Source organism: Streptomyces canarius, from assembly GCF_014650735.1.
Taxonomy (GTDB): Bacteria; Actinomycetota; Actinomycetes; order Streptomycetales; family Streptomycetaceae; genus Streptomyces; species Streptomyces olivaceoviridis.
Map to the genome: position 1 here is coordinate 329,191 of NZ_BMVN01000005.1, position 25,729 is coordinate 354,919.

A 25,729-nucleotide genomic window follows, 5' to 3' on the forward strand; every position below is an offset into this window, starting at 1 on the left:
GCCACGACGTCGCTGCGGCTCAATGCCCGGCCGTGCGCGTGGTGAGGTCCTCCTCCGTGATGGGGCGGAGCACCCGGCACGGGGTTCCGACCGCGACGGTCATCGGGGGGATGTCGCGGCTGACGACGCTGCCGGCGCCGATGACCGAGCCGTAACGGTGCCACCTACCCCGCCGCGCTGCTCGGCGCCGGGGCCGTGTTCCGCGCGGTCCTCGCGCTGTCCACGTCCGTGGTCGGCGTGCTCGCCCAGATAGTGGGATGAGCGGTGTCCTCATGCGCCAACCTGCCGTGATCCCTTACGTTTCGGCAGGTCAGCGCCTCGCCGACAGATCCACTGGGCCGGTGTGAGGCGGACCACACCCCCAGGTCTTCCGTCGCGAACCACCGGAAGCGTAGGTTCCGTTTACCCCGCGACGGCGCCTTCACAGGCGCTGGTCCGCCACTCCCGGGGCGGCGGACCAGCGGGGGCCAAATCCGCGCACGGCCGAGCTCGTGTGTCACGCCGTCACGGGCCGTACCAGCGTGTTGTCGCTGGTACGGCCGGCGAAGTAGTCCTCGATGTTGGTCACCGTGGTCTCGGCGATCTGGCCGACGGCGTCCCTGGTGAAGTACGCCTGGTGCGAGGTGACCAGCACGTTGCTGAACGTCATCAGCCGCGCGAGGCGTTCGTCGGTCATGACCTCCAGCGACTTGTCGAGGAAGAACACGCCGGCCTCCTCCTCGTACACATCGAGCCCGACGCCGCGCAGCCGCCCCGCGCGCAGGACTTGCAGGAGGGCGTCGGTGTCCACGAGGCCGCCCCGGCTGGAGTTGATCAGGAGGGCGTCGTCCTTCATCACCGCCAGGGCCTCGGCGTCGACGAGGTGGTGGGTGTCGGGCAGCAGCGGAACGTGCAGGCTGACCAGGTCCGCCTCGGCGAACAGCCGCCTGAGCGACACGTACTCCATGCCGAGCGCCAGGCAGTCGGGGTTCCCGGCGACGTCCCAGCCGAGCAGCCGCATGCCGAAGCCGTGGGCGATCCTCGCGAACGCGGCACCGATCTTGCCGGTGCCCACCACCCCGGCCGTGCGGCCACGCAGGTCCCGGCCCATCAGCCCGTCGAGCCGGAAGTCGAACTCCCGGGTGCGCTGCACGGCCCGGACGATGCGGCGGTCGACGGCGAGCGCGAGGGTCCAGGCGAACTCGGCCACCGAGTACGGCGAGTAGGACGAGACCCGGGCCACCGACAGGCCGCGTTCCTGGGCGGCACCGAGGTCGATGTTGTTGTAGCCGGTGGACCGCTGGGCGATCATCCGGGTACCGTCCTCGGCCAGGGCACGCAGCACCTCGGCGTCCAGGGTGTCGTTGACACCGCTGATCACCACCTCGTGGCCGAGTGCGGTCGGCACGGTGTCCCGGTCCAGGAAGAGCCCGAGACAGCGCAGCTCGTGACGGTCGGCGAAGGCCTTGTCGAACGACTCCCGCAGCAGGGGCTCCTCGTCCGCGAGGACGCCGTACGCAACGATCTCCACCTGGTCTCCTGCCGTCGCCTCGGGTGATCTCGCCCCCACCGTAGGTCGCGGCGGCCCCGGGGGGACGGGGCCGATGGGGCCATCCGGCCGGGCCATCCGCCTCAGGGCCGCTGCGGTGGCCGAGGGGCAGCCGGCGGTGTTCAGCCGAGGCCGCCGGGGGTGAACGTGACGGGCAGCCGCGCCGGGCCACGGAGGCCGCCGGGGCGCCAGGTGAGCTGCGTCGGCGGCACGGCCAGCGCGAGGTCCGGCAGGCGGCGCAGGACCGTCCCGATGGCGACCTGGCCCTCCAGCCGGGCCAGCGGCGCGCCCAGGCAGTAGTGGATGCCGTGCCCGAAGGCCAGGTGGCCGTTGTCCTGCCGGGTGATGTCCAGCCGCTCGGGTTCCGTGAACCGTGCCGGGTCACGGTCGGCGATGGCGGACGCGATGAGCACGGTCGCGCCGCGCGGGACGGTCACGCCGGCGATCTCGACGTCCTCGCGCGCGAAACGGGCGATGCCCGGGCTGACCGGGCCGTCGTAGCGCAGGAACTCCTCGATCGCGTCGGGCAGCAGGTCCGGACGATCCCGCAGGAGGGTGAGCTGGCCGGGGTGGGTGAGCAGCGCGGCGATGCCGCCGGCGATCAGGTTGACCGTGGTGATGTAGCCCGCCACCAGCAGCAGGAACGTCATGGCGATCAGCTCGTCGTGGTTCAGCCGCTGCTCGTGGTCGTGGGCGTTGATCAGCGCGCTGAGAAGGTCGTCCCCCGGCCGGGCACGCTTGGCTTCGAGGTGTTTCGTCACGTAGGCGCGCATCTGGTGCCACGCCTCGTCGATCACGACCGGGTCGGGCATCTCCTCCCCGCGCACGAGCATCGCGTCGGTCCACCGCTGGAAGTCGTACCGGTCGTCCACCGGAACGCCCAGCAGTTCGCTGATGACGGTGACCGGCAGGGGCAGCGCGAAGTCCGCCACGAGTTCCGCCCGGCCGGTCGGGACGACCGCGTCGAGGAGCCGGTCGGTGATCTCCTGGATCCGGGGCCGCAGCCCGGCGACCCGGCGCGCCGTGAACGCCTTCGACACCAGGCGGCGCAGCCGGGTGTGGTCGGGCGGGTCGGAGCGCAGCATGGTGCTCACCATCGACTCCCGCTCGAACTCGGGCAGCTGTTCGATGAGGCGGGGGTCGGAGGCGTCACGGACATCGCTGCTCAGTCGCGGGTCGGACAGGGCGGCGAGTCCGTCCTCGTAGCGGGTGACCAGCCAGGCGTCGAGGCCGCCGGCGATGATCGCGCGACGGACGGGGCCTTCCTCGCGGAGTCGCCGGTAGAGGGGGAAGGGGTCCGCCACGAAGGCCGGGTCGGCGTAAGGGAGAAGGACGGGCTGCTGGCTCATGGTGCCTCCCGGAACAGTCAGCGACCATATGTGCGTGTTCGTCGCCGTCCAGGGGTGTATACCCAGATTTCTCGGTCCGGCGGCATGCTCTGCTCCACACGGCGGGCCCCGCCGCCTGCCCGTACCCCTCGTCGGCGGGACAGCTGATGATCTCCGGGAGGCGACGGGGGCAGGTCCGAGTACGAGACCACGGCGGGGGCCGTGTCCGGCGGGGCGGTGGGCGGGAAGCGGGCGTCGAGGCCGGCGCGCGGGGTGGTCGGTTCGTTGACGTGGGCCGTGGCGGTCCCGGCGCTGCTGCTGTGCGGGGCCGGGGCGGCGCAGTGGGTGACGCCGCTCGGGGTGGTGGTCGTGCCGGCCGTCGTCGCGGTCGCGACGTGTCCCGTCGGCGGGGTGTGGCATCGGACATGCGCGGCCACGCTGGTGGCGGTGGCGGGTTCCGCGCTGACGCCGTTCGCCGGGCCCGCGGTGTACGGGGGGTACATGCGCACCGCGGGCGAGCCGGTGGACGCGGTCGTCGTGGACGTCGTCGGCCAACACCGCGGGCACGGTGCCGACATGGTGTGCACGGTCCGCGAACCGGACGGCGAGCGGCGCACGTTCGAGGTGTCCCAGAGGCGGAACTGCTGTGCGCGAGGGTCCGCAGCGGGGCCGTGGGATCGTCGGGGGCCGCGAGGAGGCGACCGGCGAGGAGGTCCACGAGGACGATCCCGGTGCCGGTCCAGCGGATGCCCTCACCGAGTTGGAGGCGGTCGGGGCGGCTGGGGCGGGGCTGCGCTGTCACGACGCCACCTCTCGCACGACGGCGCGGAAGGCGCGGGCGCGGGTCCTGAGCGCGTCGAGGCTGCCACCGTCGGTGGCGTCGCCGACGAGCGGGGAACCGACGCCGACGGCCGCCGCGCCCGCGGCGAGGCAGGCGCGGGCGACGGCCTCGTCGACTCCGCCCACGGGGACGAACGCGGCGTCGGGGAACGGGCCGCGCAGGGCCTTCAGGTACGCCGCTCCCCCGGCCTGGGCGACCGGGAAGATCTTCAGCGCCGCCGCGCCCGTGCTCCGGGCGGCGATCACGTCGGTCGGGGTGTACACACCGGCGAGCACGGGCAGGCCCAGGTCGTGTGCCGCGGGTATGGCCTCGCCCAGGCCGGGTGTGACCACGAAGGCCGCCCCCGCGCGGTGGGCGGCACGCGCGTCCTCGGCGGTCAGGACGGTGCCGGCGCCCAACGGGCGGTCGGGGCCGAGGAGTTCCCGGGTCCGCGCGATGACGGTGAGGGCGTCCGTGCCGGTGAGCGACACCTCGATGAGGTCGATGTCCTCCTCGGCCAGGGTCAGTACGGTGCGCAGCGCGGCGTCGGCGTCGCGTCCACGGACGATGGCCAGCAGACGGTGGGCCGCGAGGGCAGCGGGCAGATCCACGAACCGGTCTCCTTGCTGGGGGTTCAGGGGCAGCGGCAGGCGGTGGTGAGCGTCAGTCGCCAGTGCGCCTCTCCCGTGGCGGGCACCTCGGCGGCGTCCCCGGGGCCGGCGTCGGCGAGGTCGAGGACACGGCCGAGCATCGGCTCGACGCCCGTGCTGCGGTAGGGCTTCGCCTCGGGGAAGCCGTCGAGGTTGCGCCACAGGGCGATCGACACGGGTTGCTCGATTGCGTACGGGCCGCCCGCCGTTCGGGCGGCCACGGGGTCTCCGGTCACCTGCACGCTCAAGGACAGCCGGTCGCGGCCGTCGTGCACGCAGCACAGGTGTGTGTCCACGACGGCTCCCACCGCTGTGCCGTCGTCGGGGCCGAACCGGTCGAGGGCCAGTCCGCGCGGGGCGGGCCAGGAACCCGCGAGCCAGGGGGCGCCGTCGGGCCACGGCTCCGTCAGCAGGGGGCGGCTTCGGGGAACAGGCGGGTGGTCGCGCCGCCGGTCATGTGGGCGAAGACTGTGGCCCGTGGCCGAAACCGTGTCAATAGCAATTACTAATTTAGTAGCACGAGGAGAGGACGCACGGACGGATACAGGCCCTGACCCGCGATCCGCGGACGGGACCGAGGGTCAGGGCCGTACTGAAGCGGGTCAGGCCGCGCCGCGGGAAGAGCCGTGGGGAAGGTCGAGGGAGCGCGACTCCTCCACGACGCGGTACCCGGCGCTCGTGTACAGGTTCATGGCCACCTCGTTGCCGCCCCACACGGTGAACATCAGCATCGAGTCACCGGCCGCGAGCGCGACCTGTTCGCCGGCCGCCATCGCGGCGCGCCCGTACCCCTTGCCGCGGTGCCGCTCCTGGACGTACAGCGAGTAGCCGTACGTCACCCCCGGCAGATGCCCGTGCCGCAGCCAGCCGGTGCCGATCGGCTCGCCGGCCGCTTCGAGCACCAGGACGGTGTTGTCGGGCGTCTCCAGCCCCTGGGGCAGCAGCTTCTCGAAGTCCCGGTCGGCCTTGCGCGCGGCCTCTTCCGGGGTCAAAGCCCCCGACCGGACGATGCCGGCGACGTAGGCGGCCGTCTCGGAGGCGCGCCAGGCCGGGTACTCGGCCGGGGTCATCGGCCGCGCGGTGACGCCGTCGAGCGGCTCGGGCGGTGAGCCGATGCTCCGCGCCCTGAGCTGGCCCCGGACGCCGTAACCGTCGAACAGGTCACCAGCGGGCTCGGTGAGCCGTATGCCCAGCCGCCGCGCGCCGCGCTCCGCGCACCACGCCTCGGCCCAGTCCCGGGCGGCCTGTTCGTACCCCCGGCCGGTGTGGGGGGTGTCGACACGGAGGTCGTGGATACTGCCCGCGAGGACGCCGTTGTCGTCGGTCACCTCCACGGCGACGTGTCCCACCCGGGTCCCGGCGTCCGTGATCTCGGCGACGGTCCAGTCACCGATGCGGGCGCGGATGTCCTCCACCAGGCGCTCGGCCGCGGCCACGCCGAACCCGGCCGCCGTGTAGGAAGCGTGGAGCCGCCGCTCGAAGTCCTTCTGCCATGCGCTGCGGTCTTCAAGGATGCTGAATGCTGTCACTTGATCACCTTAGGGTTGTCCGTCAACCGCACAGGACGGCAGAAGCCGCACAGGCGTCGACGTCGACGCAATCGGCATTACGATCATGCTCCGCATTCGCCGATCAGCTGAATCGTTCCGCTGGGGGATCGTCCGCTTGCAGCGTTGTCGAGCGGAAGAGGAGTCGCGGGATGGCCGACTGAAGGCAGATCAACGGCGCACTGGTCCGGATCTCGGCGGGGTCCAGGACCAACGCGTGGGGCGTCAACTCGGCCGGGAACATCTACCGCCACACCGGCGGCCTGCCCGGCTGACCCGGCCTCCGCTGCATCGACCCGTGCGCCACCCGAACGCCCCGGGAGGGACGAAGCCGCCTGCGTGGCGCCGGCCGTCCGTGGTCTCAAGGGGTGGGGTGTGGGAGGCGCGGTGGCAACTGCCGAACGGCTGCTGGAGCGGTGGGCTCGCGCCCTCGGCACCTACGTCCGGCGCGGCCACGACCGGGGGCCCCGCCGTGCGGGCGGGGGGCACGCTCCGGCCGTCAACTCGGCGCGAGGGGGCTCGCGACGGCTACGGGGACCAGGAGGAAGGGAGACTGGGGGGCATGACGGACAGGCTCGGCGTTCCCGTGGGCGGCTCCGGCGGGGCGCTGCCGGTGCGCGCCCTGGGACGGGAGTCCGCGCGTGCGCTGCGGCTCGTGGCTGCCGGACAGTGGCGACCCGCCCCCGCGGACGCCGAGGCGGCGGTGGCCGTCCTGGACCGTCTCACCGCTTCGCTGCCGGTCCGGCGGGGCGCGGCGGCGCGCACCCGGGCCACGGACCGGGACCGGCGGCTCCAGCGCATCCTGCGCACCGTCCTGCACCACCTGGACGCGGGCGCCGTCAGCCGGTCGGCCGCCGCTGTGCTGGCGGCCGTCGCAAGGGCGCTGCTGCCCTGGCACGGCGTCCCCAACCCGCCGGCCGCGGCGGCAGCCCCGGCGTACGGGGCCCGGCCGGGGGCGTCGGACGGCGTGGCACGCACGCCGACCGAGGCGGGTGAGGCCCTGCTCCCCGGTCTGATCGCGGTGTTCAGCGCCCTGGCCGCGCCGAGCCCGCCGGGGGCCGGTCCGCTCACGCCGCCGGCCGAGCCCTGGCAGGTCCGGTACGAGGGGCGGTTCCGGCGCCACGGCCACCCCGCGCCCGGCGTGTGGACGGCCTCGACCGTCCACTGCCCGGGATGCGGGGGTACGACCGGGCCGTGGACGGTGACCTGCGACTGGTCCCGGATCGCGCTGGGCTGCCCGTGCGGGGCCGTGACCCGTGCCCACGGCCTGGCCCTCTCGGAGGTCTGGCTGTTGCTGCCGGATGTGTGACCGGCGTCGTCCACGACGTGGGATCGACGACCGCCGGTCCCGGCCCGCACTCGACCGGTCCGCGCCGGCGCCGTCTCCGGGAAGGTGGGGCAACCCATGAGCGGGCGGTGGCAGCGCACCGCGGTCGAACCGCGCTCGCCGACGGGCGGAACGGGCGGCGGCTGAGGAGGGTGATTCACGTCAGCGCGTCGGCGGGTCCCTCGGCGGTGGCCCACCGGGCAGGCATGGCACGGCCGTCCCGGGCGCCGCGTGGCTCCGCACGCTTCAGCCACTCCCGGTAGGCCGGCGCCTCCCGGGCCACGGCCCAGTAGGCCTCCTCCAACTCCGTGTAGACCTCGTCCAGTTCGGCCTCGGTACGGGCCGCCAGCAGCAGGCGCACCCCTATCGGGTCGCCCTTCAGCGGGCGGATCGCGAGGTCGGGACGGGGGTGCGCGGTCGGCTGGCTGACCGTGACGACCTCGCCGGTGGCGGCCAGTGAGTACGCGGTGAGGTAGTCGCCGTGCAGCATCTCGGGGTTCAGGCCCGCGGCCCGCAGGACCCGGCTCAGGCCGTCCCACTCGCCGTCGACCGTGGAGTCGACCATCCAGCGGTCACCGGCCAGGTCGGCGAGGCTCAGCTCCGGCTGCGAGGCGGCCGGATGGTCCGCGGCGAGGGTGACGAACTGCGGTTCGCGCTCGACGAGCACCCGCAGGCACAGGCCGGGCGGGATGCGCAGCGGGCTGCCCTCGACCTCGTGCACGAACGCCATGTCGAGCCGGCCGGCGGCGACCATGGCCAGCAGGGCGTTGCCGGAGACGTTCATCTGGAGTGCCGGTGCGGGGCCGGGGCGTGCCCTCAGCAGGCGCAACCAGCCCGGGATGGCCCGGCTCGCGGTGGCGCCGATGCGCAGCCGGAACCCACCGGCGGCGCGGGCGGCCGCCGCCCTGGTCTCGGTGACGATCGCCGCGAACTCCGCGACCAGGGGCCTGGCCCGGCTCAGCACGGCGAGCCCCAGCGGGGTGGGACGGCAGCCGGCCTGGGTGCGTACGAAGAGCTGAGCACCGAGGGCGCGCTCGATGCGCCGTAGCTGAGTGCTCAACGAGGGTTGTGCCAGGCCGAGTTGCCGTGCGGCTTTGTGCAGACTGCCGGTGTCGGCGATGGCGCACAGGACGCGCAGGTGCCTCACCTCCAGCTCCATGGGGGGAGCGTAGGACGGCGCACGGCACCGCACCAGACGTTCAAGTGCCAACGAACAGGGACGAGTCGGCCCGCGATAGCCCCGGGCTATCCCCGGTTGCCATCATCCCCCGCCCCGTTGGACTGCCCGAGACTCACAGGCAACCGATCGTTCCACCCCACAGGACGAGAAGGAGCCCCCCCCATGGCGTCGTTCCGCAGCAGCACCAGGTCGAAGCAGACCAGAAGACTCCTGACCCTGGCCCTCGGTCTCGGTCTGGCCTCCGCCGCACTGGGTACCGCGAGCCCGGCGAGCGCCCAGAACACCGCCGCGGCACCGACCCGCACCGCCACCGCCGGCTACGTGGGCACGGCCGACAGCGCCGGCAGCAAGGCGTTCTTCGACGCGGTGCTCAAGTCGGTCGCCGAGCGCCAGGCCGACCAGCCCTCGCTGAAGGTGGTGACCGTCTACTACAACACCTCCCAGGCCCCGAGCTTCCGCTCCCAGATATCGAGCGCCGCCTCCATCTGGAACAGCTCCGTGTCGAACGTCAAGCTCCAGGCGACCTCGGGCGCCGGTGACTTCACCTACTACGAGGGCAACGACCCGCGCGGGTCCTACGCTTCCACCAACGGCCACGGCAGCGGCTACATCTTCCTGGACTACGCGCAGAACCAGCAGTACGACTCCGTCCGCGTCACCGCCCACGAGACCGGCCACGTGCTGGGCCTGCCGGACCACTACAGCGGTCCGTGCAGCGAACTGATGTCGGGCGGCGGCCCCGGCCCGTCCTGCACCAACCGGTACCCGAACGCCACCGAGCGCTCCCGGGTCAACCAGCTGTGGGCCAACGGCCTGGCCAAGGCCCTGGCGAAGGTGAACCGGACCGGCTGACCCCACGCAGCCCGGCCGATTCACCCGGTACGGACCGCGGCTCGGTGATGCCGCGGTCCGTACCGCCGTCGTACGGCCGGTACACCGTTTTGGCGGTCACCCCTCCCCCGCCACCGTCCGCAGGTAGGCGCCGAGCCGGGCGATCGCGGACGGGTTGCGGGGACTCTCCACCAGGTCGGCGTAGTCGAGGGCGACGATCCGCCGGTGCCTGATGGCGGAGACGTCGCGCAGTGGGGCGTAGGAGAGCAGGAACTTCTTCTTCCGCTCGGCGCTCACGTCGCCGTAGTCGCAGATCACGATGACGTCCGGGTCGCGCTCGACGACGCTCTCCCAACCGGCCGTGGTCCAGGAGTCCGCCACGTCGTGCATGACGTTGACGCCGCCGGCCTCGGTGATGATCTGCTCCGGGGCGGCGTAGCGGCCGGAGGTGAAGGGTGTGTCCTGGCCGCTGTCGTAGAGGAAGACCGAGGGGCGGCCGACGCCCTTGGGAGCCTTCGCCCGCACGCCGGCGATCTGCTTCTCGAAGCCGTCGACCAGCGCTTCGGCCCGCTTCTCGACACCGAACAGTCTGCCGAGGTTGGTGAGGTCGGTGTACAGGGCGTCCAGGGGCGGCATGATGCCCCGCGAGGTCTTCGTACGCCCGTTGCGGCAGGACTCGGTGAGGACGTACGAGGGGATGCCGAGCTTCTCCAGGGCGTCGGGGGTGAAGCCGCCGTCCTCGCGGAAGCCGTAGTTCCAGCCGGCGACGACGAGGTCGGCGCGGGCGTCGAGGACGTTCTCCCTGGTGAGCTGGTCCTTTGACAGCCAGGGCACCTTGTCGTAACCGTCCTTCCACGGCACGCGGCTCAGGTCGCCCTTGTCGTCGGGCATGGCGAAACCGGCCATGCGGTCCTCCAGGCCGAGCGCGAACATCAGCTCGGTGATGCCGACGTCGTTGGTGACGACCCGTTCGGGAACCTTGTCGTAGGTCACCTCTCGGCCGCAGTTGGTGAGCGTGACGGCAGGGGATCGCGCGTCCTCGGCGGACTCGACCGTGGCGCCGCAGCCGGTGGCGGTCGCGGCGAGACAGAGGGCGGCGGCGAGCAGCGTGCGCATGGCGGTCCTCAGGTGGTGGGCGGAAGCAGGTCGAACAGGAGCTGGACGGCGCCGGTCACCGGATGCCGCACCGGGTGCGCGCGGATGCCGAACACCTCGGCGAGCAGGGCGGGTCGCAGTACGTCGTGCGGTGGGCCGGCGGCGACGATCCGGCCCTTGTCGATGACGTACAGGACGTCGCAGTGGGCGGCGGCGAGGTTCAGGTCGTGCAGTGCGGCCAGGACGGTCAGGCCGCTGTCCCGGACCAGGGCGAGGACGTCCAACTGGTGAGCGATGTCGAGGTGGTTGGTGGGTTCGTCGAGGACGAGCACCCGGGGTTGCTGCGCCAGCGCGCGGGCGATGAGGACCCGCTGCTTCTCGCCTCCGGACAGACCGGCGAACCCCCGGTCGGCGAGGTGGGCGACGCCCGTGCGGTCCATCGCCCGCGCACAGGTCTCCCGGTCGGAAGCGGCCGTACGGTCGCGGTGCGGCAGCCGCCCCATGGCGACCACCTCGGCCACGGTGAAGTCGAACTCGGCCGACGACTCCTGGGGCAGCGCCGCGAGCGCGCGGGCGGTGGCCCGCGGGTCCATGGCGTGCAGGTCGTCGCCGTCCAGCCGCACGGCCCCGGCGGTCGGCCGCAGCGCCCGGTACACGCTGCGCAACAGGGTCGACTTGCCGCTGCCGTTGGGGCCGACGAGTCCGGCGAACGTCCCGCTGTCCACGGTGAGGTCGATGTGCTCGACCAGGCGGGTTCCGGCCGCCTCGATCGTGATGTCCTCGATGTCGAGTCGCACGGTCAACGCCCCCCGAACGCGTAACCGCCCCGCCGCATCAGCAGCAGGAACGCGGGGACACCGACCACCGCGGTGATGACGCCGACCGGCAGTTCGGCCGGGGCGAGCAGCAGCCGGGACAGCACGTCCGCCCACACCAGCAGCACCGCTCCCGCGAGCGGGGCGACCGTCAGCACCCGGCGGTGGTCGGCACCGACCAGCATGCGCACGACGTGCGGCACCATCAGCCCGACGAATCCGATGGCCCCGCTGACCGCGACGACGGTTCCCGTGACGGCCGCGGTCACCAGGAACAGCTCCCGCCGCAGACGGGGTGGTGGGACACCGAGGGCGGCCGAGGTCTCGTCCCCCATGGCGAGCGCGTTCATCGCCTCCGCGCGCCACCGCAGCCACGCCCATCCGGCGGCCACGGTCACCGCGGCGAGCGGCACCTGCGCCCAGGTGGCGCCGCCGAGGCTGCCCAGCAGCCACATCATCGCCGACCTGGCCGCCTCGCCCCGGGCCGCGCCGAACACCATGACCGTGGTGACGGCCTCGAAGCCGTACGCCAGCGCGGTGCCCGTCAGGATCAGCCGCAGCGGGGTCAGTCCGTGCGGCGAGCGGGCCACGGCGTAGACGAGGGCCATGGCCGCGAGCGCCGAGGCGAACGCCGACACCGACAGCGCCCACACCCCGAGTCCCGCCAGCGCGCCGAGCAGGATGACGGCGTTGGCGCCCACCGCCGCGCCGGAGGAGATGCCGAGGACGAACGGGTCGGCCAGCGCGTTGCGGACCATGGCCTGCACGGCCACGCCGACCGCCGCGAGCCCCGCCCCGACGACGGCGGCGAGCAGTACCCGGGGCAGCCGGATCTCCCAGACGATGGTGTAGGGGGCAGCGTCGTCGGCGTGCAGGGTGCCGCCGGTGAGCCCGGCCCACAGCAGGCGGAGCACGTCGGCCCAGCCGATTCCGGCGGCCCCGAGCGCGACCCCGCACAGGAGCGAGAGCACCAGCAGCGCTGCCAGCGCCAGGCCGAGCGGGAGCGCGGGTATCCGGCGGGGGGCCGTTCTTCGACGCACGGTGGGGCCGTCCTTCGCACGGGCCGCCGCGGAACGTCGAACAGGGACAGCCCGTACGGCCGTGCCGGCCGCGCGGCCCCCTCTCGCAGTCCGCGGCGAGCAGTCAAACGGGTCGCTGGCCCCTCCACGGGCGATCGGGCTCGCGCGAGGACCACAGGTCCCCGCACACACCGTTGCGGGTCAGCGCCGGACTCTCACCGGACTTCCCCCACGGGAGGCAGGGCGAGCCTAACAAACCGCCGGGTTCGGGCGTGTCGAGGCCGGCGGTCGGGTGCACGGCCTGGTGGTGCGGCGTCAGGACGCACACGGCGGCCTCGACGGCACGTGCGGCCCCCAGGCAGTGCCCCCGGATGCTTTTTGGTGGCCATGGCGGGCGGCGTCGGCGGAAGATCCGGTGCGACGCGGCGAAATTCCGTGCGGGCGTTCAACGGCATAGAGGTGGCGTGCGCGGTGACGTGGTGGGTGTCTGCGGGGGTCGGGCCGGCCTCCGCCAGTGCCTGCCGCACCGCGCGTTCGGCGCCCTCGCCCTCGGGGTGCGGGCTGATGGGGTGCCGGGCGTCGCCGGTGGCACCGGACCCGGACAGCACCGCCTGCGAGGCCGGCGGCGTTCTCCCCGGCGGCCATGTCCTGTCCGGGCGCCGCGCCGGCCGGGATCGCAGCCGCCGCGGCCCTCAGGCACCTGCTCGCCCACCGGCCCCGGCCGACCGGTCACCGGGGTCGTACAGCCCCGCTCGCGTGGCCCGCGGCGTGCGGAGTCCGCCCGTCCGGCCCGACCCGGGTGAGAACCGGACGTAACCGCCGACCGGTGACGTCCGTGACCGTTCCGTGCCACACGGGGCACAACGAACCGCCCCCCGCACGGGTCGTACTCCACATGAACGGCCGGGAGGAACCCGTCCTCACCGGCATCCGGCGCAACACACCGCACAGGGGGACACATGACGATCCGGACGCGGGGCATCCGCAACGCTCTGACGGCCCTGGCCACCGGCACCGCCCTCGCGTTGGCGGCGTTCCCGGCGACGGCTGCCGCCGGCACCGCCGACGCACCCGCCTTCCTCGACCCGGCGGACCTGCCGCCCCACCCCTCGTCGCCCTGGTACGCCGGCCCGGTCACCGCCGGCCGACCGGACCCGCTGCCGATCTGCGTCGGGGACGCCCTGCCGTCGATCTCCGTGCACCGCGCCTACTGGACGGACCTCGACACCAACGCCCTCCAGGTCACCGTGGTGGAGCGCGACGCACAGCGCGCCGCCGACTTCGCCGCCCTGCTGCGCAAGGACCTCGCGGGCTGCGCGAAGAAGCTCCGGTCACAGTTCCCGGACATCACGGCGGCGAAGAAGTACTACGGCAAGGTCAAGGTGGCGGCGGGCGCCCACGTCTACGGCGTCCACACCACCGCGACCTGGGGCGCCTCCGACATCGCCCTGTTCTCGGTCGGCCGCGACGGCAGGACCGTGACGGTCGTGAAGTGGTCCCGGATGGGCTCGTTCCGCGACGCCCCGGTCAAGGCCTTCAAGACGACCACCCGAACGGCCGTCGACAAGCTCTCCTGACGTCCCCGGCCCGGGGAGATGGCCGGCCGGGCCCGCAGGTGCGGACCGCGCCCTCTCCCGGCACGGTGGGAGGAGGACAGACCGCGATGACCAGCACACCGGAATCTCCGTCCCCGGGAGTACGACCATGGCCAAGGCGAAGCGCGCGTCAGACGAGAACGAGCCGTCCAAGGGCGACAAGGTGGCCTGGAAGAGCCACGGAAGCGAGACCACGGGCACCGTGGAGAAGAAGATCACCGAGCGCACCGAGGCGGCGGGACGCACCGTGGACGCCTCGCCCGGCGACCCGCAGTACGAGGTGCGCAGCGAGAAGTCCGGCCGCACGGCCGTGCACAAGCCGTCCGCGCTCAAGAGGAAGAAGTAGGGCCCGGTGGCGGGCGAGGAGCAGCACCAGGAGATCCGGGACGGCTTCCGCGAACTGGTGAACATGACACCCTCCGCACTGGAGGAGTGGCTGGCCACCGACGACTCCCGGGCCGCCGGACAGCACAAGGACGGAGGCGAGTCCACCGGTCACGCCTCCGGCCGCGCCATCGTGGACGTCCTCCGCAAGAAGAAGGGGGACCTCTCGGACGCGGACTACGCCCACATGCGCAAGGTGACCGGCTACATCCGCCGTCACCTCGCGCAGCGTCCGTCCGGGGACGTACGCGACACACGGTGGCGCCACTCGCTGATGAACTGGGGTCACGATCCTCTGGACGACCGCTGAGTCCCCCGGGTCCCCCGGCACCGGTGCTCCAGTGCCGGCCGGGTGCGCGGAACCACCGCTGCGCCACATGCCTACAGTGGAGTGGAGACCCCCTACGGCACCTTCCCGAGGCACCTACCCGAGGGGAGCAGAGATGCGGTACCCCTCCGCCGGACCGGACGACGGCCCCGACACCCTGTTCGATGTCGACGCGCTGGACACCGCCGCGCCCGGCACGCGCACGACCGGCCAGGACGGCACGGTTCCCGGGCACGGGCCGGAGCAGCGCTCCGCCTTCCGTGACTCCGCCACGGCCCGCCGCCTCCTTCCGGTACGGACCGTCTACGCCGAGCCGGCCGCCGCCGCCTCCGCGCGCGGCCGTCAGATCCTCGCCCGCTTCCCGCAGGCCGAGGTGATCGCGGTGGAGTCGCACTGGCGCATCCCCGGGCTGCACGGCAACGAGGGGAACGTCGAGCGCTGGGTGCGGGTGAAGGGGGAGACACTGGTCCTGGGCGAGAAGAAGACACTGACGACGCGGCCCAACGGCCGGTCCGCCGACTGGATCGGCCCCGGCGCCTCCAACGGGTGTGCGATGGCCTGCGCGTACTGTTACGTGCCGCGCCGCAAGGGATACGCCAACCCCGTCACCGTCTTCACCAACATCGACGGCATCATCGCCCACCTGGCACGGCACATCGCCCGACAGGGCCGGAAACGGGACCCGAACCAGTGCGACGCGTCGGCCTGGGTCTACGACATCGGGGAGAACGGCGACTGTTCGGTGGACGCGCTCATCAGTGACAACACCGCGGATCTCGTCCGCGCCTTCCGCCAGTGGCCCACGGCGAAGGCGTCCTTCGCCACCAAGTTCGTCAACCCCGACCTGCTGGCCCTGGACCCGCGGGGCCGGACCCGCATCCGGTTCTCGCTGATGCCCTCGGCGGACTCAAGGCTGCTGGACCTGCGGACGTCACCGGTCGGCGACAGGATCGCCGCCGCGGCGGACTTCCTGGACGCGGGATACGAGGTCCACTTCAACCTCTCCCCCGTGGTGGTGCGCCCGGGCTGGCAGGAAGCCTGGTCCGAACTGCTGCGGCATCTCGACGACGCTCTGCCCGACCGGGTCAAACGGCAGGCTGCCGCCGAAGTGATCATGCTCACGCACAACCGGGAGCTGCACGAGGTCAACCTGGGATGGCACCCCCGCGCCGAGGAAGTGCTGTGGCGGCCCGCCCTGCAACACGGCAAACGCTCGGAGAACGGCGCGCTGAACGTCCGCTACGCCACTCGCGTCAAAGCGGAGGCCGTGCGGACCCTGCGGGACCTCGTGGCGTCCCGCGCCCCCTGGCTGCGCATCCGGTACGCCTTCTGAGGCATTCGGGTGGCGCGGCCACATCACCGGCCCGATCGTGGGTACCCCCGCAGAGGAGGTTCTGATGTTCGAGGCATCCGATATCCGCGAGTGGCGAGGTCACGACGTCGTCGACCCCAAGGGGCACAAGATCGGCGCCCTGGAGTCGGTCTATGTGGACACGGCCACCGACCAGCCGTTCTTCGCCACGGTGACCGTGGGCCTGCCCACCCGTCGCCGCCTGGTGTTCGTGCCGCTCCCCGGTGCGACGGTCGGTCCCGGCTACCTGAAGGTCACCCACAGCAAGGACCAGGTCAAAAAGGCCCCGGCGATCGACCCCGACGGCGAACTGCCCGTCGCCGAGGAGCCGAACGTCTTCGCCCACTACGAGCTGACCTACACCCCTGGCGCCGGCGGCGAGCGGCGCCTGGCCCGCCGTTGACGCATGGAAGAACGCCGGGAGATCCGATGAGTCTGTTCCTGTTCCTGATCCTCGTGGCCGTCGTCCTGGGCATCATCGGATTCGTCGTCCACGGCCTGTTCTACCTCCTGGTCATCGGCGCCGTCCTGCTCGTCCTCGACCTCGTCTTCGCGGCGGTGCGCTTGCGCCGAGGAAGCCGGCGGCACCGCGTCGTCCGCTGACCGGCCCCGCCCCCGTCCCCGGTCGCGGGCCGCCGCGTCTTTCGGGACCACGTGGCCCACTCCTCCTACCGCGTCATGCCGATCTCCATGGCCGCCGGACAGGCGGCGGCCGTCTGCGCGGCCCTGGCGGCGAGCCAGGGCCGGCCGAGGGACGTCCAGGTGAGCGCGGTCCAGCGGGAGCCGCGCGCCCAGGGCGCCCGTCTGCGCCGGACCATCCGCCGTTCACCCGGACGGCGCAATCTCGGGGCCGGATCGGGGCCCGGGCGCATGACCGGGTGACCGCCGGTGAGACATCGGGCATGGAGGAACTCGCACCGGGCGGCCGGCTGCCGGCTCCGCGCCGCCCGACCGGATCCGACGTCGTGTTCACGGCGGACTTCACTTCCCGGACACAGTGGGTCGCGGGCCGCTCGTGGGCCTATCCGGACGGCGGCCCGGTCAATCCGGGCGACGACAAACTGGACTACCTGGTGCCCGACGCCGACCACAGCCGCTCCGGGGTCTTCCGGGCCACGCGCCGGCCCGACGGCAGGTGGAACACGGGGCTGCTGACCACCGAGGGCAGCGAGGAGGGGTTCACGGTCCGGGCGGGGGACGTGCTGGAGGCCCGCGTCCGGCTGCCCCGGGAGATCGGCGCCTGGCCGGCCATCTGGACCTGGCGGGACGGCGACCAGGAGATCGACGTCTTCGAGTACCACCCGGACCACCCGGACCTGCTGGAACTGACCAACCATGTGCGCGGCGCCGACCGCTACGTGCACGACGACGCCGTCGGTCCCGGCGCCTGGGTCGACCTGCGCACCGACTTCGGGCGCCGCTCCGTGGTCTGGTGGCTGAACGGCACGCCGGTGTTCTCGGACGGTCGGGGCGTGGGCCGCGCCTGGCACGCCTATCTCATCGTCAACCTCTCGGTGAGTGCCGGGCGTTACCATCCGCCGCCCGAGGACGACACGACCGAGCTGAGCTTCGAGGTGAGCAGTCTCGTCGTACGGCGTCCCGGCCCGGGCGGCGGGGGCGACGGCGGGGAGCACAGCGGGGCCGCCACCGTGGGCGGCCCCGCCGAGTGACACCGCGCCGTCCGGCCCGGTGAGCCCTCCCTACCGGCCGGAACCGGTCTCCTCGCTCCCCTGCCGGCGCTCCTTCGGCCGCTCCTCGGCCCGCACGCCCCTCAATGGTTCGCCGGCCGCCGTGCCCTCCTCGGGCTGGTAGCCCTCCTTGGCGCCGGCCGTGCCCGGAACCGTCCGGTCGCGGGCCTGGCTCTCGCTGCCCGAGTGCGCTCCGGGCTCCTCCTCGTCGCGGGCCCGGTCGGACCGCTCGGCGGGCTCGTCGGTGTGTCCCGTCATGGCCGTCCTCCGATCCGTTCGCCGACACGGCCGGGTTCCCCCGCCGCGCCCCTTCACGCCCTGATCGCCCCTCGGGACGCGTGGCCCGCGCTCCAGGCCGGGCAGCCGGCCCCGGTCCGCCTGCGGGCGGCATGCTCCTCGTCGAAGCCCGGCCGGGCTTCGGCGGCGCCAGACGGGCGGCACCGCTGCCGCGCGGGGCCCCGGGGCGTCCGCGGAGAGAGGAGGCGCCCATGCCGGACGACGCGGGGGCCCTGACTCCATGGGACGGTTGCCCGCCCGCGCGAACGCGTCCGCGTGACCAAGGGTGCTCGCCCGGTCCGGGCGGTGCCCTCAGCGCACCGCCCGGACCGCGTCAACCGGGAACGACGAGAGCCGCTTGCGCCGAGGGGCGTCATGCGGGACTGTTGCCATAAGACATCTGTTGTCCGTCGCAGAGAGGTGGTGGGGCGCGTCCCGGTCGCGCCCCCGCGTGTGGTCGGTTCCAGCGGCTCCCCCGTCGATCCTCGCTGCGTCGCGGCCGGTCCCGGTGCTGCCTGGGCGCATGCCCCGTACCCGGTGCTCGTCGCCGACCGGGACGGCCGCCTGGTCGAACTGAACGACGCGGCCCGGCAGTTGTGGTCCGACGCCGTCCGCGGGGACAAGCTCCGCGACACCGTTCCGTCCTGGCTGGCGGAGGCACACGGACGGTTCACGGACGGGACGTCCGGCGGTGCGGTCCGGACGGCCGGCGCCGTCGCGGACCGGTTCTTCGAGGCGCACCCGACCCCGACGGACGAGGGCGACGTGGTGTGGTGGCTCGTCGACGACACCGACCGCCGGCTGGCGGAGGCCGCCCTGGCCGGGACACGCCGGCGCACCGCCCTCCTGGCCGACGTCTCCAGCCAGTTGCTGTCGACACTGAACCTGACGCGGTGCCTGGAGGCCACGGCCCGCATGGCCACCGATCACCTCGCCGAGGCGGCCGTGCTCGTCGCTCCGCCGCAGGGCCGCCGGTACCCGCTCACGTACGCCTTCCGCGGCGGGCCGGTGACCCGGGTGACCGCGCCGGTCGAGGTGCGCGACCTCCCCGGACTGGCCGAGGCCCTGCAAGGGTTCCCCCCGGTGCCCGCGCGCTGGATCGACCCGGCCCGCCTGCCCGGCTGGTCGCGTCCGGCGGGCTTCCGGGAGCCGGTGGGCTCCGTCATCGTCGCCCCGCTGCCCGGGCACGGTGTGTCCGCCGGTGCGCTGGTCCTGCTCCGCTCCAGCAGTGAACAGGCGTTCAGCGACGACGAACTCTTCGCCCGGCTCTTCGCGGCCCGGGCCGGGGCCGCGCTGTCCGCCGCCCGTCTGTACACGGAGCAATCCTCGATCACCGCCACCCTGATGCGGGAACTGCTGCCACCACGGCTGGAGAGCGTGCACGGGGTGGAGTACGCGGGCGCCTACCGCCCGGCGCGGGACAACGAACACATCGGGGGCGACTTCTACGACGTCCATCCCGGCGCGGGTCCCGCCGAGGAGAGCCTGGTGACGCTCGGGGACGTGGCGGGCAAGGGCCTGGACGCGGCGGTGCTGACCGGCAAGATCCGCAACACGCTGCACGCCCTGCTGCCGCTGGCCACCGATCACGTACGCATGCTGACCCTGCTCAACAAGGCGTTGCTGTCGTCCCCCCACACCCGGTTCGCCACCCTGGTCCTGGCGTCCGTCCGCCGGCGCGGTGGTGAGGTGGCGCTGCGGCTCACGAGCGCGGGGCACCTCCCCCCGCTGATCGTCCGTGCCGACGGCACCGTCGAGGAGGCCGCCACACGCGGATCACTCATCGGCGCCCTCCCGAGGGTCACCGCCACCACCGCACGGGTGACGTTGCACCCCGGGGAGACCTGTCTGCTGTACACCGACGGCGTCACCGAGGCCCGAGGCGGTCCGCTGGGGGACGAGCTGTTCGGCGAGCACCGGCTCAAGCGGGTCCTCGCGGAGTGCGCGGGGCTGCCGGCCGAGGCGGTGGTCGAGCGGATCCAGATGCTGACCGCCCAGTGGCTGGGGCCGGGCAGCCACGACGACATCGCCACCGTGGCCATCGGCGCGCCCCGCGTGGCGGACCGGACGGTGGCGGACGGTCAGGGCCGCGCCCGCTCCACGACCCATCGGAGGACTCCGTGACCGCTCCCCCGGCGACGACACACGCCCTGGTGGACGCGTTGTGGCAGGCGGTGGTCCACGGCGACGAGCACACGGCGGTCGACGTCGTCCGCGGTGCCCGGGCCGACGGGGTCGGCGAGGAGACGCTGTTGCTGGACGTGATCGCCGCGGTTCAGGAGAGGGTGGGCAGGGAGTGGGCCGCCGACCGCCTCACCGTGGCGCAGGAACATGCCGCGACCGCGCTCAACGAACGGGTGATCAGCGGCCTCGGGCACGACAGGCAGCGCGAGGCCGGTGCGGGCGGGACGCCCCGGGGCCGTGTCACGGTCAGCTGTGTCGACGGTGAGTGGCACGCCCTGCCGGCGCGGCTGGTCGCCGAGGTGCTGCGCCTGCGGGGCTGGCGCGTGGACTACCTCGGTGCCCAGACCCCCACCCATCATCTCGTCTCCCACCTGCACAGCACCGGGTCCGAGGCAGTGCTGCTGTCCGGCTCCCTGCCCACGCGCCTGCCCGCCGCGCACGCCGCCGTCACCGCCTGCCAGGCCATAGGCGTCCCCGTCATGGCGGGCGGGCGGGCCTTCGGGCCGGACGGGCGCTACGCCCACGCGCTGGGCGCCGACAGGTGGGCGCCCGACGCCCGTGCCGCGGCGGCGATCCTCGCGGAGGGCCTGCCCGCGGCGGACCCGGCGGCGGCCCGGCAGGTGGTGGACGACCTGCCCCACCTGACCGACCAGGAGTACACGTTCGTCGCCCGGTCCCGCGTCCTCCTCGTCCGGCAGACCATGACGGCCCTGGAAGACCTCTTCCCGCCCCTGCGCGCCTACAGTGACGAGCAGCGCGAGCGGACCGCCGAGGACCTCTCGCACATCGTGGAGTTCCTGGCCACCGCCCTGTACGTCGACGACCCGGCGCTCTTCACCACGTTCCTGGACTGGACCGCCTGCGTCCTCGAGGCGCGGGGCGTGCCGGCCCGCTCCATGGTCGCCGCACTCGGCGCGCTGGGACACCAGCTGCGGGACTTCCCCCGCTCCCTGGACCTGCTCCGGCGCGGCACCGCCACCCTGGCCGACCGTCCCCTCCGCGCGGCGGGTACTTGCCGATAGGCAACTTATGATCGGGGCTGGGTAGGAGAACCACGCAAGGCCTGGCGGCACCGCGCCGCGCGGGCCACCGACCGATGGCGCACGGGGACGACGCGATGCAGTGGGAACGCAGGGCTACCGTGAGGCTGACCTGCCATGACCGAGTCTTCGAGATCACGGTGCGCGGCGAGATCGACGACGACGAGAGCGATCTGCTCCAGGCCGCCTGGGCCGAGGCCGACGACTCGGCGCGCCCCGTGACCCTGGTGGACCTCTCCCGGGTCACCTTCGCCGACAGCGGCCTGCTCAACGCCCTCCTCGACGCCTGGCGCCGCCACCGGGACACGCACCGCGCGCTGCTCCTGCTCGGCCCTCTCCATCCCGCGGTCGAGCGGCTGTTCTCCCTCACCGGCACCCGGGAGCACTTCACCTTCATCGATTCCCGCGCCAGGGCCCTGCGCGCGGACGACGCCACGTGAGGCTAGCGGGAGGAGCGGCCGGAGAGGGTGTCGTCCGGGTCGTCGGCCAGGGCGATCCGGGCGGTGACGCGCTTGCCGACCGGCTCCCTCTGCACCTCGAAGCCCTGGACGACCGCCATCACGATCTCCAGTCCGTGCTGTCCGACCCGGCCCGGGTCGGCCGGCCGTGCCATCGGCAGCGCCGGATCGCTGTCCCACACGACCACCTCGACGAGACCGCCGACGAGCCGTAGTTCCAGCAGTACCGGACCCGGCGCGTACTTGCGCGCGTTGGTGACGAGTTCGCTGACCACCAGCCGGGTCAGGTCCATCGCCCGGTCCGACACCGGCAGCCCGTACTCGCGCTGCACCCGGGTGAGGAAGTCGGCCGCGTGGCGACGTGCCTCGGCGATGCAGGTGCCCTGACCGTCCAGTGGGACGGTCTCGTGCATCGGTTCGGGACCGGTCACACCGTCACCACCGGGCCCCGATGTCACCGGGTCCATGCGCGTTCCCCCGTTCATGGGCCCACGTCTACCCGCCGGAGGCCCGGACATGCCCGGCGCCGCTCAAGGGTATCCGGTCGCGGCGGTGCCATGGGGCCGGTCCGCCCCTCCGGGGCGATCTCACGGCGGAGGCTCACCGCGGGGTCCACATGGCGCGGCAGCCATCGGCTCGAGCAGGCCCGGCGGCGTTCGGGGTATCCGTGGACGGAGAGAACGGAGAGTGGCAGTTGCCGTTTGACAACTATAGCCATGAGGCAACAAAGTAACCGTGTCGGACGGGCACGGGGAAGGATCTGTGATGTTCCGGTGGACGCGGGCCGCTGCCTGTCCCGGCCGCCGGCGCCCCATGGCGCCGACGGTCCGGGTACCGCGCCCAGCGCATCAGGCGGTCCGGCTGCCGGACCCCTCTGCGTCGTCGTGTATCTGCGTGGCCGCGGCGGCGCAGAAAGCCTCCAGCCCTTCCAGCAGGGCGGCCCGCTTGGCGGCGGGCATCAGCGTCATGACTTCCTGGAGCTCCCTCTCCCTGCGGGCCCGCAGGTCGTCGAGGAAGGCTCGCCCCCGGCTGCTCAGGTGCAGCCGCACCTCCCGCCGGTCCGCGGGGCTGACCACCCGGTCGACGAAACCGGCGGCCTGCAACCGGTCGCACAGCCGACTGGTGGACGGCGGGGTGGACGCCAGGGAATCGGCCAGGGTGCGCAGGTTGATGCCCTCGTTGTGCTCAAGGATGAGCAGCACGCGCAGCTGGGATGCGGAGGCGGGCGCGGTGGAGGCACGCCCCCAGAGCACTTCCAGCAGCTCACCGGCCGTGGAGGTCATACGGGCGACCTCATCGGGCTGTGGCAGGTGTCGGAAGGCGTTCACTGTCACACTCTCGCAGGCTTCGGGACGGTTGGCAGCCTACTAGGGACGCAGGCTGATGACAGATGTCCCGCACGACCGGCGCGGAGGAATCGAGTGCCGCGTGCGACCGAGGCCCGACCAAGGATTGGTGTCTTTCCCATCGTGAACAGATTTGTGACCGCTGAACGCGCCCTGCGGACGGCGGCACCGGATGAGTTGCTCGACGCCCTTCGCCGTGTGCTCGCCAAGGAGTACGCGGCGCGGTCCGCCGAGTTGTTCATGGCGGACTACGGGATGACGGTGCTCCAGCCCGTTCCCGTGCCGCCGCATGCGGTCGAGCCGCTCGCGGTCCACGGCAGTGCGGCCGGCCGCGCGTTCGGCGCCCAGGAGCCGTTCGTCGAGCCGGCGCCGGAGGGCCTGGTCCGGGTGCATCTGCCCGTGAGCGTGCGCGGCGACCGGCTCGGCGTGCTGTCGGTGACCCTGCCGGAGGGCGCGCTCACCCCTGACGAGCTGGCGGAGCTGGCCGAGACCGCCGAGGTGCTCGCCCATGAGGTGGTCGTCGCCGGGCGTGACACCGACCTGTATCTGCGGGCACGCCGCAAGGACCGGCTCACCCTGGCCGCCGAGATGCAGTGGCAGCTGCTGCCCGGCGGTTCGTGCGCCCGTCCCGAGTACGAGCTGGGCGCCCAGCTGGAGCCCGCGTACGGGATCTTCGGTGACAACTTCGACTGGTCCGCGACCGCCGACCACCTCATGCTGTACGTCACCAACGGGATGGGCGAGGGCATAGAGGCTTCCCTGCTCACGAACCTGGCCATCAACGCCCTGCGCAACGCCCGGCGGGCCGGTATCTCCCTCGCGGACCAGGCGGCCCTGGCCGATCAGGCCGTCTACGCCCACTACCGTGGCCGCTGCTACCTGTCGGTGCTGATGTTCGACTTCGAGCTCGCCACCGGACGCGTGACGGTGGTGGACGCCGGGTCCCCGCAGATGCTGCGTCTGCGGGGTGGGACCGTGGAGCGGGTCGCCTTCGACGCCCAGCTGCCGCTCGGCATGTTCGAGGAGACCGACTACGTGGCCCAGGAGTTCCACGTGCGGCCGGGCGACCGGCTGGTCTTCGTCAGTGACGGTGTCTACGCCGTCGCCGATCCCCAGGGCGAGGCATACGGGGACACCGCGCTGGCGCGGGCGATCCAGTCGACCCGCCTGCTGCCCGCCGCCGACGTGCCCCGCGCCATCCTGCGGGAACTGTCCGGCCACCGCGGCCGGCCCGCCCCGGACGACGACGCCCTGGTCGTGTGCCTGGACTGGCACGGACGCTGACGCGGCGGGGTCCGGGCCGCGAGCGACGGCCCCGCCGGCACCGCCCCGGCCGGTCACTCCGCCTCGGCGCCCCGCACCGGCGCTCCCCCGTCCAGCACCGCCCGCAGGGCCCGCAGACCCTGCCTCAGCGCCGCCCGGTCGTCCGGCGCCATGTGCCGCAGGGCCGTAGCCAGGGCCCGCGTCCGGCGTCGCGCCACGTCCGCGAGGACGCGCCGCGCGTGCGCCGTGAGCTCCAGGCGCACCTCACGGCGGTCATGCGAACGCGGCGAACGCTCCAGCAGGCCGGCCGCCTCCAGCCGGTCGCACAGCCGACTGGCCGTGGGCAGCCCGATGCCCAGCCGCTCCGCCAGGGCGGTGAGGTTCAGATCCGGCGCCGCCTCCAGCGCCCGGAGCGCGCGCAGCTGATGGGGCGACAGACGTAAGTCCACGTCCTGGGCCGCCGACGACCACAGGGCCACCAGAAGCTCCACGGCGTCGTCCATCCCCAGCGCGGCGGCCACCACGCCGTCGCCCGCCCCCGCCCCGTCGTCCTCAATGCCGCCGAGCCTCGTCACGAGCGGCTCGCCTTCCTCGTGTCCGGGCTGTGCCCATGCCTCCTCACCTCGCGTGGGTACCCGGTGAAGCCGGCCGCAACCGGTCCACTCTCGCTGCTGCGACACCGTTCCCCTGGTAACGCAACGGCGTTCCGCTACTGCTTCCTATGATGTCCTCCATGAGTGAGCTTGCCTTTCGGCGTGCGCGCAGCGCCGAGGCCAAACAGGCCCGGGAACAGGCGATCCTGGACGCGGCCCGCGCGCTCGGTGGCCGGCACGGGGTGAGGGACGTCACCCTCACCGACATCGCGGCGGCCGTGGGCATGCACAAGTCGGCGTTGCTGCGCTACTTCGAGACGAGGGAGCAGATCTTCCTCGAACTGACCGCGGAGGGCTGGCGGCAGTGGGCCGCCGACCTGTGCGGCGACCTCGCGGGCCGGTCGCACGCCATGCCCGCCGAGGTCGCCGAGGTGATCGCCGGCACGCTCGCGGCGCGCCCCATGTTCTGCGACCTGCTCGCCCAGGCGCCCCTGAACCTGGAACGGAACGTGTCGATCGAGTCGGTGCGGTCCTTCAAGCTGGTGACGCTCGGGGAGGTCGAACGGATCGGCGGCGAACTGCACCGGCTGCTCGGACTGACCGAGCCCCAGGCCGTCGACACGGTCGCCACGGCGACCGGCATGGCCGGAGCACTGTGGCAGATGGCCAGCCCGGGGCCGCGCCTGCGGGAGCTGTACGCGAGCGATCCCCGGCTGAGCCACGCCGTCGTCGAGGTGGAACCCCGTCTCACCCGCGTCCTCACCGCCTACCTCTCCGGGCTCGGTGCGGAGTCCCCGGCGGCCGGCTGAGGGCGGCCAGTCCGTCGGCGTAGATGCCGTGGAAGAGGCCGACGGCCTCCTGGTCCGTCACTTCGACGGGGATGAAGGTGCCGGACCACTCGACGCGGGTGCCGTGGCCGCCGGGCGCCTCGCGCACGGTGAGGGTGGACCGGTAGCCGGCGACCGGGAAGGGGCCCGGACGATGGAGTGAGTCGAACCCGCCCATGAGCTGCCACACCCGGTCGGCGGGCACGGGGACGTCGAGGGACACGGTGGCGGCGGCCATGGGTTTCTCCTGGGGATC

General features: G+C 73.1%; 30 protein-coding genes and 2 pseudogenes. 15 read left to right on the forward strand and 17 right to left on the reverse strand.

The window, feature by feature from the left end:
- Positions 1–19: 19 nt before the first annotated feature.
- From IE294_RS47470 to IE294_RS10480, 6 genes and pseudogenes are all read right to left on the reverse strand, one after another.
- Positions 20–154, reverse strand: a pseudogene (locus tag IE294_RS47470) (sugar O-acetyltransferase); the annotation flags it as partial.
- A gap of 342 nt (positions 155–496) precedes the next feature.
- Complete coding sequence (locus IE294_RS10460) at positions 497–1,510, reverse strand: 2-hydroxyacid dehydrogenase (RefSeq protein ID WP_189884549.1); 1,014 nt, start codon at positions 1,508–1,510, stop codon at positions 497–499.
- Positions 1,511–1,650: 140 nt separating this feature from the next.
- Positions 1,651–2,877, reverse strand: a complete 1,227-nt coding sequence (locus tag IE294_RS10465; RefSeq protein ID WP_189884551.1) for a cytochrome P450 family protein — start codon at positions 2,875–2,877, stop codon at positions 1,651–1,653.
- A 777-nt stretch (positions 2,878–3,654) separates the two neighbouring features.
- Entirely contained in the window at positions 3,655–4,287 is a 633-nt protein-coding gene (locus IE294_RS10470; protein ID WP_189884553.1) for a bifunctional 4-hydroxy-2-oxoglutarate aldolase/2-dehydro-3-deoxy-phosphogluconate aldolase, read from the reverse strand.
- A gap of 23 nt (positions 4,288–4,310) precedes the next feature.
- The gene (locus IE294_RS49635; protein ID WP_373315803.1) at positions 4,311–4,622 is read right to left on the reverse strand and encodes a hypothetical protein; all 312 of its coding nucleotides are present in this window, start codon (positions 4,620–4,622) and stop codon (positions 4,311–4,313) included.
- A 306-nt stretch (positions 4,623–4,928) separates the two neighbouring features.
- The gene (locus IE294_RS10480; RefSeq protein WP_189884555.1) at positions 4,929–5,855 is read right to left on the reverse strand and encodes a GNAT family N-acetyltransferase; all 927 of its coding nucleotides are present in this window, start codon (positions 5,853–5,855) and stop codon (positions 4,929–4,931) included.
- A 580-nt stretch (positions 5,856–6,435) separates the two neighbouring features.
- Here IE294_RS10480 and IE294_RS10485 point away from each other — a divergent pair.
- Positions 6,436–7,182, forward strand: a complete 747-nt coding sequence (locus IE294_RS10485) for a hypothetical protein (RefSeq protein WP_189884557.1) — start codon at positions 6,436–6,438, stop codon at positions 7,180–7,182.
- 175 nt (positions 7,183–7,357) lie between these two features.
- On the opposite strand, the gene IE294_RS10490 is transcribed toward IE294_RS10485, so the two are convergent.
- Complete coding sequence (locus IE294_RS10490) at positions 7,358–8,359, reverse strand: LysR family transcriptional regulator (RefSeq protein ID WP_189884559.1); 1,002 nt, start codon at positions 8,357–8,359, stop codon at positions 7,358–7,360.
- Positions 8,360–8,542: 183 nt separating this feature from the next.
- Here IE294_RS10490 and snpA point away from each other — a divergent pair, with 183 nt between their 5' ends.
- Positions 8,543–9,232 (forward strand): snapalysin, encoded by a 690-nt coding sequence (gene snpA / locus IE294_RS10495; RefSeq protein WP_189884562.1) that lies wholly within the window; start codon positions 8,543–8,545, stop codon positions 9,230–9,232.
- Between the two features lie 96 nt (positions 9,233–9,328).
- Here the strand turns inward: snpA and IE294_RS10500 are convergent, their stop codons facing one another.
- From IE294_RS10500 to IE294_RS49645, 5 genes and pseudogenes are all read right to left on the reverse strand, one after another.
- Complete coding sequence (locus IE294_RS10500; RefSeq protein WP_189884564.1) at positions 9,329–10,327, reverse strand: ABC transporter substrate-binding protein; 999 nt, start codon at positions 10,325–10,327, stop codon at positions 9,329–9,331.
- 8 nt (positions 10,328–10,335) lie between these two features.
- Positions 10,336–11,103 (reverse strand): ABC transporter ATP-binding protein, encoded by a 768-nt coding sequence (locus IE294_RS10505; protein WP_189884567.1) that lies wholly within the window; start codon positions 11,101–11,103, stop codon positions 10,336–10,338.
- A 2-nt stretch (positions 11,104–11,105) separates the two neighbouring features.
- Positions 11,106–12,161 carry a FecCD family ABC transporter permease gene (locus IE294_RS10510; RefSeq protein WP_229917106.1) on the reverse strand — a complete coding sequence of 352 codons (1,056 nt, stop codon included), beginning with the start codon at positions 12,159–12,161 and terminating at the stop codon, positions 11,106–11,108.
- Between the two features lie 103 nt (positions 12,162–12,264).
- Positions 12,265–12,552, reverse strand: coding sequence for a hypothetical protein (locus IE294_RS50110; RefSeq protein WP_435858065.1), 288 nt, complete (start codon positions 12,550–12,552; stop codon positions 12,265–12,267).
- Between the two features lie 19 nt (positions 12,553–12,571).
- Positions 12,572–12,748 (reverse strand): annotated as a pseudogene (locus tag IE294_RS49645) (3-oxoacyl-ACP synthase); the annotation flags it as partial.
- 351 nt (positions 12,749–13,099) lie between these two features.
- Here IE294_RS49645 and IE294_RS10520 point away from each other — a divergent pair.
- The 8 genes from IE294_RS10520 to IE294_RS10555 all read left to right on the forward strand — a co-directional run bounded on the left by IE294_RS10520 (position 13,100) and on the right by IE294_RS10555 (position 17,468).
- Positions 13,100–13,717, forward strand: a complete 618-nt coding sequence (locus IE294_RS10520) for a hypothetical protein (RefSeq protein WP_189884571.1) — start codon at positions 13,100–13,102, stop codon at positions 13,715–13,717.
- A 127-nt stretch (positions 13,718–13,844) separates the two neighbouring features.
- On the forward strand, positions 13,845–14,081 hold the full coding sequence (locus IE294_RS10525) for a hypervirulence associated TUDOR domain-containing protein (protein WP_189884572.1): 237 nt from the start codon (positions 13,845–13,847) through the stop codon (positions 14,079–14,081).
- 6 nt (positions 14,082–14,087) lie between these two features.
- Positions 14,088–14,429 carry a DUF3140 domain-containing protein gene (locus tag IE294_RS10530; RefSeq protein WP_189884575.1) on the forward strand — a complete coding sequence of 114 codons (342 nt, stop codon included), beginning with the start codon at positions 14,088–14,090 and terminating at the stop codon, positions 14,427–14,429.
- Positions 14,430–14,562: 133 nt separating this feature from the next.
- A complete protein-coding gene (locus IE294_RS10535; protein WP_189884577.1) occupies positions 14,563–15,780 on the forward strand; it encodes a spore photoproduct lyase family protein in 1,218 nt (405 codons plus the stop codon).
- A 64-nt stretch (positions 15,781–15,844) separates the two neighbouring features.
- Complete coding sequence (locus IE294_RS10540) at positions 15,845–16,201, forward strand: PRC-barrel domain-containing protein (RefSeq protein WP_014676959.1); 357 nt, start codon at positions 15,845–15,847, stop codon at positions 16,199–16,201.
- A 26-nt stretch (positions 16,202–16,227) separates the two neighbouring features.
- Positions 16,228–16,401, forward strand: coding sequence for a hypothetical protein (locus tag IE294_RS10545; protein WP_189884579.1), 174 nt, complete (start codon positions 16,228–16,230; stop codon positions 16,399–16,401).
- Between the two features lie 75 nt (positions 16,402–16,476).
- Positions 16,477–16,680, forward strand: a complete 204-nt coding sequence (locus IE294_RS10550) for a hypothetical protein (RefSeq protein ID WP_229917121.1) — start codon at positions 16,477–16,479, stop codon at positions 16,678–16,680.
- Positions 16,681–16,700: 20 nt separating this feature from the next.
- The gene (locus IE294_RS10555) at positions 16,701–17,468 is read left to right on the forward strand and encodes a LamG domain-containing protein (protein ID WP_189884582.1); all 768 of its coding nucleotides are present in this window, start codon (positions 16,701–16,703) and stop codon (positions 17,466–17,468) included.
- Positions 17,469–17,498: 30 nt separating this feature from the next.
- Here IE294_RS10555 and IE294_RS10560 read toward each other — a convergent pair whose 3' ends face one another.
- Positions 17,499–17,744: a hypothetical protein gene (locus tag IE294_RS10560; RefSeq protein WP_189884584.1), complete on the reverse strand. Its 246-nt coding sequence runs from the start codon at positions 17,742–17,744 to the stop codon at positions 17,499–17,501.
- Between the two features lie 555 nt (positions 17,745–18,299).
- Here IE294_RS10560 and IE294_RS10565 point away from each other — a divergent pair.
- From IE294_RS10565 to IE294_RS10575, 3 genes are all read left to right on the forward strand, one after another.
- On the forward strand, positions 18,300–19,886 hold the full coding sequence (locus tag IE294_RS10565; RefSeq protein WP_189884586.1) for a PP2C family protein-serine/threonine phosphatase: 1,587 nt from the start codon (positions 18,300–18,302) through the stop codon (positions 19,884–19,886).
- Positions 19,883–20,968, forward strand: a complete 1,086-nt coding sequence (locus IE294_RS10570; RefSeq protein WP_189884589.1) for a cobalamin B12-binding domain-containing protein — start codon at positions 19,883–19,885, stop codon at positions 20,966–20,968. The genes IE294_RS10565 and IE294_RS10570 overlap by 4 nt, the downstream gene beginning before the upstream one ends.
- 74 nt (positions 20,969–21,042) lie before the next feature.
- A complete protein-coding gene (locus tag IE294_RS10575; RefSeq protein ID WP_229917107.1) occupies positions 21,043–21,426 on the forward strand; it encodes an STAS domain-containing protein in 384 nt (127 codons plus the stop codon).
- A gap of 2 nt (positions 21,427–21,428) precedes the next feature.
- Here IE294_RS10575 and IE294_RS10580 read toward each other — a convergent pair whose 3' ends face one another.
- Together IE294_RS10580 and IE294_RS10585 are read right to left on the reverse strand one after the other, a co-directional pair.
- Positions 21,429–21,911 carry an ATP-binding protein gene (locus IE294_RS10580; RefSeq protein ID WP_189884591.1) on the reverse strand — a complete coding sequence of 161 codons (483 nt, stop codon included), beginning with the start codon at positions 21,909–21,911 and terminating at the stop codon, positions 21,429–21,431.
- A gap of 381 nt (positions 21,912–22,292) precedes the next feature.
- A complete protein-coding gene (locus tag IE294_RS10585; RefSeq protein WP_189884593.1) occupies positions 22,293–22,727 on the reverse strand; it encodes a MarR family transcriptional regulator in 435 nt (144 codons plus the stop codon).
- 186 nt (positions 22,728–22,913) lie between these two features.
- Here IE294_RS10585 and IE294_RS10590 point away from each other — a divergent pair, with 186 nt between their 5' ends.
- Positions 22,914–24,074 (forward strand): PP2C family protein-serine/threonine phosphatase, encoded by a 1,161-nt coding sequence (locus tag IE294_RS10590; RefSeq protein WP_189884595.1) that lies wholly within the window; start codon positions 22,914–22,916, stop codon positions 24,072–24,074.
- 53 nt (positions 24,075–24,127) lie between these two features.
- Here the strand turns inward: IE294_RS10590 and IE294_RS10595 are convergent, their stop codons facing one another.
- Complete coding sequence (locus IE294_RS10595) at positions 24,128–24,628, reverse strand: MarR family winged helix-turn-helix transcriptional regulator (protein WP_189884597.1); 501 nt, start codon at positions 24,626–24,628, stop codon at positions 24,128–24,130.
- Between the two features lie 158 nt (positions 24,629–24,786).
- On the opposite strand from IE294_RS10595, the gene IE294_RS10600 reads away from it, so the two are divergent.
- Positions 24,787–25,455, forward strand: a complete 669-nt coding sequence (locus IE294_RS10600) for a TetR/AcrR family transcriptional regulator (protein WP_189884599.1) — start codon at positions 24,787–24,789, stop codon at positions 25,453–25,455.
- On the opposite strand, the gene IE294_RS10605 is transcribed toward IE294_RS10600, so the two are convergent.
- Positions 25,406–25,711: an SRPBCC family protein gene (locus IE294_RS10605; protein WP_189884601.1), complete on the reverse strand. Its 306-nt coding sequence runs from the start codon at positions 25,709–25,711 to the stop codon at positions 25,406–25,408. The two genes, IE294_RS10600 and IE294_RS10605, sit on opposite strands and share 50 nt — an antisense overlap.
- Positions 25,712–25,729 lie beyond the last annotated feature (18 nt).